Annotated in this window: 4 protein-coding genes; 1 reads left to right on the forward strand and 3 read right to left on the reverse strand. The window is 74.2% G+C overall.

Translation table 11 applies throughout. The features are described from left to right. Positions 1-13: 13 nt before the first annotated feature. Positions 14-1,474 carry a serine hydrolase gene (locus ACIRSS_RS25395; protein WP_400898990.1) on the forward strand — a complete coding sequence of 487 codons (1,461 nt, stop codon included), beginning with the start codon at positions 14-16 and terminating at the stop codon, positions 1,472-1,474. Here ACIRSS_RS25395 and ACIRSS_RS25400 read toward each other — a convergent pair. From ACIRSS_RS25400 to ACIRSS_RS25410, 3 genes are read right to left on the reverse strand one after another with little or no spacing between them, the layout of a single operon-like run. Next, entirely contained in the window at positions 1,456-2,664 is a 1,209-nt protein-coding gene (locus tag ACIRSS_RS25400; RefSeq protein ID WP_400898992.1) for a cytochrome P450, read from the reverse strand. The genes ACIRSS_RS25395 and ACIRSS_RS25400 overlap by 19 nt on opposite strands. 10 nt (positions 2,665-2,674) lie before the next feature. Next, positions 2,675-3,547 (reverse strand): TauD/TfdA dioxygenase family protein, encoded by an 873-nt coding sequence (locus ACIRSS_RS25405; protein ID WP_400898994.1) that lies wholly within the window; start codon positions 3,545-3,547, stop codon positions 2,675-2,677. Positions 3,548-3,569: 22 nt separating this feature from the next. Then, on the reverse strand, positions 3,570-5,594 hold the full coding sequence (locus ACIRSS_RS25410; RefSeq protein WP_400898996.1) for a KR domain-containing protein: 2,025 nt from the start codon (positions 5,592-5,594) through the stop codon (positions 3,570-3,572). Positions 5,595-6,085: the final 491 nt, after the last annotated feature.

Consider the following 6,085-nt stretch of genomic DNA (forward strand, 5'->3'; position numbering starts at 1 on the left):
AGCGAGGAGGAGCATGCTCGACGACGTGATGGGGGCGCTCGACGCCGTCCTGCCCCGGCTGGCCGCGGTCACCGGCACCCCCGGCGTCGCCGTCGCGGTGGCGACGAGCGACGAGCTGCGGACGGCCGCGACCGGGTTCGCGGACCTGGCCGCGGGCACGCCGATGACCGCCGGCACCCCCGCGCCGGCGGGTTCGCTCACCAAACCCGTCACCGGCTTGGCTTTCATGCAGCTGGCCGAAGCGGGCATGGTCGGATTGGACACGCCGGTCGACGACGTGCTGCCCGCGGGACTGCGGGGCCGGGACGCGCCGCCCGTCACCACCGCCATGCTGGCCTCCCACCAGGGCGGCTACTACAGCGACATCGTCACGGCCACGGCGTGCACGGCACCGGCCGAGCCGATCCTCGGCTACGTCCGGCGCCGGCACGAGATCGGGCGCGCGGTCGAGTACGGCGGGGCACTGCCGCTGCTGACGACGCCGGGGAAGTACTCCTACTCGAGCTTCGGCGTCGGCGTGCTGGGTGGCGTGGTCGCGCACCTGACCGGCGAACCGTACGGTGCCCGCGTCGGGCGGGAGGTGTTCGCCGCCACCGGGATGCCGGCGTCGAGCATCGACGACGGCACCGGCACCACCGGCGGCGCCACCGGGTACCTGGCGTTCGGCGACTGGTGCCTGCCGAGCCCGCCCCTGCGCACCTCGGCGTATCCCGGCGTCGGGATGTACACCAGCGCCGCGGACTTCGCGCGGCTGCTGCAATCCCTGCTGCGCACCGCCCGCGGCGACCGCGGCCTGGTCGGGCCGGACTCGCTCGCGGCGATGGCGACCCCGCGGGTGGCTCGCCCGAGCCCGCACGGCGTCCGCTCGTTCTCCGGCCTGACGCTCGAACTCGCCGACCCGGACCTGGGCGACGACTGGTGGTGGGGGCACACGGCGGCGTTCCCGTGGGGGTTCTGGTGGGAGGCGCGGGTCTGGCCGCACCGCGACCTGGCCGCGGTCGCCGTCGGCAACCGGTGGGACATGGCCCGGTTCCACAACCCGGCCACCCGCAGCGCGCCGGGGCTGGCCGTCGAGTGGGCCGGGCGCTGGGCGGTTTCCGGTGCCCCGCGGGAGTTCTCGGACCTGGACGCGCGGCCCCGGTGGAGCGGGCCCCGGCCCACCCCGGAAAGCTCGCGCTGGATGGGAGTCCTGGTGGGGGAGCGCACGCACGGCCTGCTCGGCGTGCCGGAAGCGGTGCCGGCCCGGGCGATGACCGACGGCGCGCGTTCCCTCGGCGGCGCCGACACGGGCGGGTGGGACCCGGAGGCGTTCGCGAGCGGGGTCGCGGAGGCGCGGGCGCTCGCGCCGGACCCGGAAGCGCTCGGGAAACTGGGACAGAGCCTGGGACTCGGCGCGGCGCTGTGGATGCTGGAGTGCGGCGCGTCGAGCGCGGACCTGACGATGCCGGTCGGCTTCTACGCCGGCACCTCGTGAAGCCTCACCTCCAGCGCGACCCGGTGCCGGCCGCGGGGCAGCGGCACCCAAGCCGGCTCGCCGACCGGCGTCACCTCCGGAAAGCGGTCGAACAGGCTCCGCAGCGCGACCTCCGCCTCCACCTTCGCCAAGGCGACGCCGAGGCAGAAGTGCGGCCCCCAGCCGAAGCCGACGCTGCCCTCGCGGCCGCCGTGCTCGGCCTGCCAGCGCACGTCGGCCGCGTGCGGGTGGGCGAACCGCGCGGGGTCCCGGTTGGCCGCGCCGAGCACCGCCTGCACCGCATCGCCCGCGCTGATCCGCACGCCACCCACCTCCAGATCGGTGGCGGCGTACCGCAACCGGGCCAGCTGGACCGGGCCGTCGGTGCGGACGAGCTCGCGCACCGCGGCCGGCCACAGCCCGGGCTCCGTGCGCAGCAGCTCCCGCTGGTCGGGGTCGCGCATCAGCGCGAGTGCCGCGTTGGACAGCATGTGTGCCATCGTCTCGTGCCCGGCGAGCACCAGGAACACCACGAGCGCCACGATGTCGACGTCGGTCAGGTCGTCCTGGGCGACGACCTCGCTGAGCAGGTCGTCGCGCGGCTCGGCCCGGCGCCGGTCGACCAAGGCGTGGCAGTAGGCGAACATCTCGCCGAGCGTCGGCGTGATCCGCGCCGGGTCGCCGTCGACCAGCACCTTGCCCCAGCGCCACCAGTCCGCCCAGTCCGTCTCGGGGACGCCGACCAGTTCGCAGACCACGGCCATGGCCAGGGGGTACGCGTACTCGTCGAGCAGGTTCGCCGTCTCGCCCAGCTCGTCGACGATCTGCTGCACCCGCGGGCGCAGCGTGGCGACCCGCGCCGCGCCGAACGCGTGGCTGATGCTGCGCCGCAGCCGCGTGTGCTCGGCGCCGTCGAGGCTGAGCAGGCTCGCCCGCAGGTACGGCAGGTGCTCCGGGGGCGTGCCCAGCGCGAGGAACGCCTCCTCCTGCGTCTGCGCGCCCTGCCCCGGCAGGCCGGTGGGGTCGTTGCGCACGGCCGGATCCGACAGCACCGCGCGGACGGCGTCGCTGCCGGTGACCAGCCAGCCTTCCCCGCCGTTCGGCAGCCGGGCCCAGCAGACCGGGGACTCGGCGAGCACGCGGTCGTACCCGCCCATCGGGTCGTCGAGGACAGCCGGATCGCGGACGTCCACCACGGGTTCGGACGACATGGGACTCCTGTCAGCCTTTGAGCGGGCCGCCGTTGATGGCGACGCGGTGACCGAAGCGGGTGTGCGGGTAGTAGTCGTAGGTCGCGTGGTGCTGGACGCAGCGGTTGTCCCAGAACACCAGCGTGTTCGGCTCCCAGCGCACCCGGCACGCGAGCATCGGCCGGTTCGGCACGACCGAGAACAGCAGGTCGAGCACCGCCTGGCTCTCGTCGGCCGACAGCTGCGGGATGCGCGAGGTGTAGGCCGGGTTGACGTACAGCAGCGGCCGGTCGGTCTCCGGGTGCCGCACGACGACCGGGTGCTCGCTCACCGGGGGTTCGTAGCCTTCGGGGATCTTGTGGCCGCGGAAGGCGTGGGCGCCGTCGTGGATCGCGGTGAGCCCGGCCAGCAGTTCCTTCAGCTTGGGCGAAAGCATGTCGTACGCGAGGTGCATGTTCGCGAAGAGCGTGTCGCCGCCGCTGCCCGGCGCCGGCATCTCCGTGATGTGCAGCATCGAACCCAGCGACGGCTCCTCGTCGGCGGTGCCGTCGGCGTGCCAGCCGTTGCCGAAGACGGTGGCCGCCTCCGGGGCGGTCGCGACCTCGAGGATGTAGGGGTTCCCGTGCTCGGGCGGCGGGTTGACCGGACGCAGCTCGCCGAAGTGCGCGGCCAGGCGCTGGTGGTCGTCCGGCGTGATGTCCTGGTCGCGGAACACCAGCACGTGGTGGTCCAGGAACGCCGTCTTCAGCTCGGTGAGCTGCTCGTCGGTCAGCTCCCGCGTCAGGTCGAGGCCGGTGACCTCGGCGCCGATCACCGGCGTCAGGCCCCGCACCGCCAGGGTCCGGTAGTCGCGCGCCGGCCGCGTCGTGATCCGCTTGACGGCGTCGAGTTCGTACTGCTCCATGGTTTCCTTTCCTCCGTGGGTCTCACAGTCCGAGGGCCGCGGCCACCGCGGTGACGTGCGGGGCGCGCACGATGCCGTAGTGGGTGGCGGGCAGTTCGTGCCAGTGGCTCGGTTCGGGCAGCAGGGTTCGCCAGCCGCCGCGGCCGGCCACCGGCAGGCCGGGTTCGGGTTCGGTGGCGAGCCAGACGTGGCTGGGCGTCGCGGTCAGGCGGGGCAGCGCGTGCCCGGCCATGCTCCGCAGGTTCGCCCGGCACGCGCGGGCGAGCTTCTGCGCGTGCTCCCCGGCGGTGCCGCCGGAGGCGCCCAGCTCGCGCTCGAAGACCGTCTCCAGCTGCGCGTCGTCGTAGTCGGCGGCGCTCGCGCCGGGCGGGGGCGGGTCGATGAGGTGCAGCGCCCGCACCGGGTGCCCGGCCGCCTCGGCTTCGGCGGCCATGCCCGCCGCGACCCAGGCGCCGAACGACCACCCGGCCAGCTGCTTTTCCTTGCCGGGGAACCGTTTTTCCAGCGCCGCGCGGTAGCGGCGGGCGCGGTCCGTTATGGACCACCCCGGTGGTTCGGGGCGGCTCAGCGCGGGGTCGGCGATCACGCAGACGCCGAGTTCGGGCGGCAGGGCTTCGACGAGCGGGCGGTAGGCGTGGACGTCCCCGCCGACGGGGTGCACGAGACAGACGACTTCCCGAGACGTCCCTTCGCGCCAGACCTGCACCTCGACGTCGCCGGTGCCGGCGGCTTCGGAAAGCTTGGCCAGCAACGCGGTCATCGTCACCTCCGGGCCGAGCCAGGCGAGGTCGAGGTCGACGCCGTAGAGGCGTTTCACCGAGCCGACGACGTCCAGCAAGGTGAGGGAGTCGGCGCCGAGGTCGTAGAGCGGCACGTCCGGGTCGAGTTCGGCGACGCCAAGGAGCGCGCGGACTTCCTCGGTCAGGTCCGCTTCGGCCGGTCTGGTCACCAGCGTGGCTTCGCGTTCGTGGAACGTCCTGACGGTGTCGAGGCCGGTCGTCGCGACCAGGAGCTGGGGGAGCCCGGTCGCCAGTGCGCGGGCGAAGGTGCGGCAGCCCTCGTCGTCACTCAGGCCGACGCTCAGGTGGGCCTGGTGGCGGGCGTCGGTTTCCAGGGCCGTGACGGCCATGCCGCTGTCGCGCCAGACGTCCCAGCCGAGCGAGAGCCGGGCGGTCGGGCCGGCGCGGTGGGCGAGGGCGTCGAGGAACCCGTTGGCGGCGGCGTAGTCGAGCTGCCCGGTGCCGCCGAACTGCGCGGACAGCGACGAGCAGTAGACGACGAACGCGGGCTGGTCGCGTTCGATGAGCCGCTCGGTGAGGAGGGCGCCGGCGAGCTTGACGGACTGGGTGCCTTCGCCGCGGGTGGCGATCAGGCCGCCGTCGGGGGTTCCGGCCGCGTGGACGATCCCGGTCAGCGGTGCGGTGACCTCGTCGGCGGTGACTTCCGCGAGGTCGGCGGCGAGCAGGTCGACGCGGTCCGCCCACGGTTCGAGGGCTTCGGGCAGGTGGGGGTGGCGCGCGAGCAGGATGACGCGGCCGGTGGTGCGGGTGAGCAGCTCTTCGGCGACGGCGGTGCCGATGCCGCCCGTGCCGCCGAGAACCAGGTACGTCCCGTCCGCCGGGGTTCCCGGCTCTTCGGTGGCGACGGGTGCCGTGCCTTGCGTCCACCAGAAACCGGCCCGCAGCGCGACGCGCTCGGGCGGCAGCGGGCCGGTGAGCAGGTCGGCCGTCGCGTCGAGATCGACGCTCTCGAGGTCGACCCAGTGGCCGGGCACGCCGGACTCCTGGGGGCCGACGGCGGTGATGCCGGCGAGGAGCCCGGCCTCGGGGCGCGTGACGGCGGTGTTCGCGGGTGCGGCACCGGCGGAGACCCACCAAGTCCGGAGTGGACGGTCGTGGGCGGCCCGCAGGAGGGCGGCGGGGGTGTCGAGGCAGGCCCACTGCGCGTGGTTCAGGGCCTCCTCGCCGAGGGGTCCGGTGATGCCGAGGGGAAGCGTGTGGAGCCAGTCGATTCCGGTGTCCGGCAGGGTGTCGAGGATCTGGCGCAAGTGCGTGGTGTCGGCGGGGTCGGCTTCGAAGGTGTCGGGGCCGAGACGGGCGAAGTGGTCTGCCGCGTGGACCCGGACGACGCGGGAGTAGGCGGCGTCGAGGGCCGGGGCGGTGAGCGGGCCTTCGCCGGAGATGACGAGGGTGCGGTCGGTCTTGGTGGCTGTGGCCGCCCGCCGCAGGCGGATCCAGGTGGGCTGGTGCAGCCAGTCGCCTTCGGGCAGCCGCGTGACGGCGGACTTCCGGGGGAAGTCGAAGTCCCGGGAGTCGAAGGCAGGGGGCGGGAAGTCCCAGGGCGCGGGAGCGGGGGACTGTCCCCAGTCGACGGAAGCGCCGGCCAGCCAGGCAACAGCCAGCTCGGCAGCGGAAAGAGCCGAGTGGTCTGCCGCGGCTGGTCGTGGGTGTTAAAACGGGGTTTAACCCGGTTGTAACCCACCACCCCCCGCCGGCGGGGGGTGTGGTGGCGGGCGGGGGGTGGGGGGCCCAACCCAAG

The organism is Amycolatopsis sp. NPDC101161 (genome assembly GCF_044768185.1).
GTDB lineage: Bacteria > Actinomycetota > Actinomycetes > Mycobacteriales > Pseudonocardiaceae > Amycolatopsis.

Excerpts from the sequence above, each read along its gene's own strand:
- ACIRSS_RS25395 (WP_400898990.1), top strand. The coding sequence starts at position 14 with ATGCTCGACGACGTGATGGGGGCGCTCGACGCCGTCCTGCCCCGGCTG.
- ACIRSS_RS25400 (WP_400898992.1), bottom strand. The coding sequence starts at position 2,664 with ATGTCGTCCGAACCCGTGGTGGACGTCCGCGATCCGGCTGTCCTCGAC.
- ACIRSS_RS25405 (WP_400898994.1), bottom strand. The coding sequence starts at position 3,547 with ATGGAGCAGTACGAACTCGACGCCGTCAAGCGGATCACGACGCGGCCG.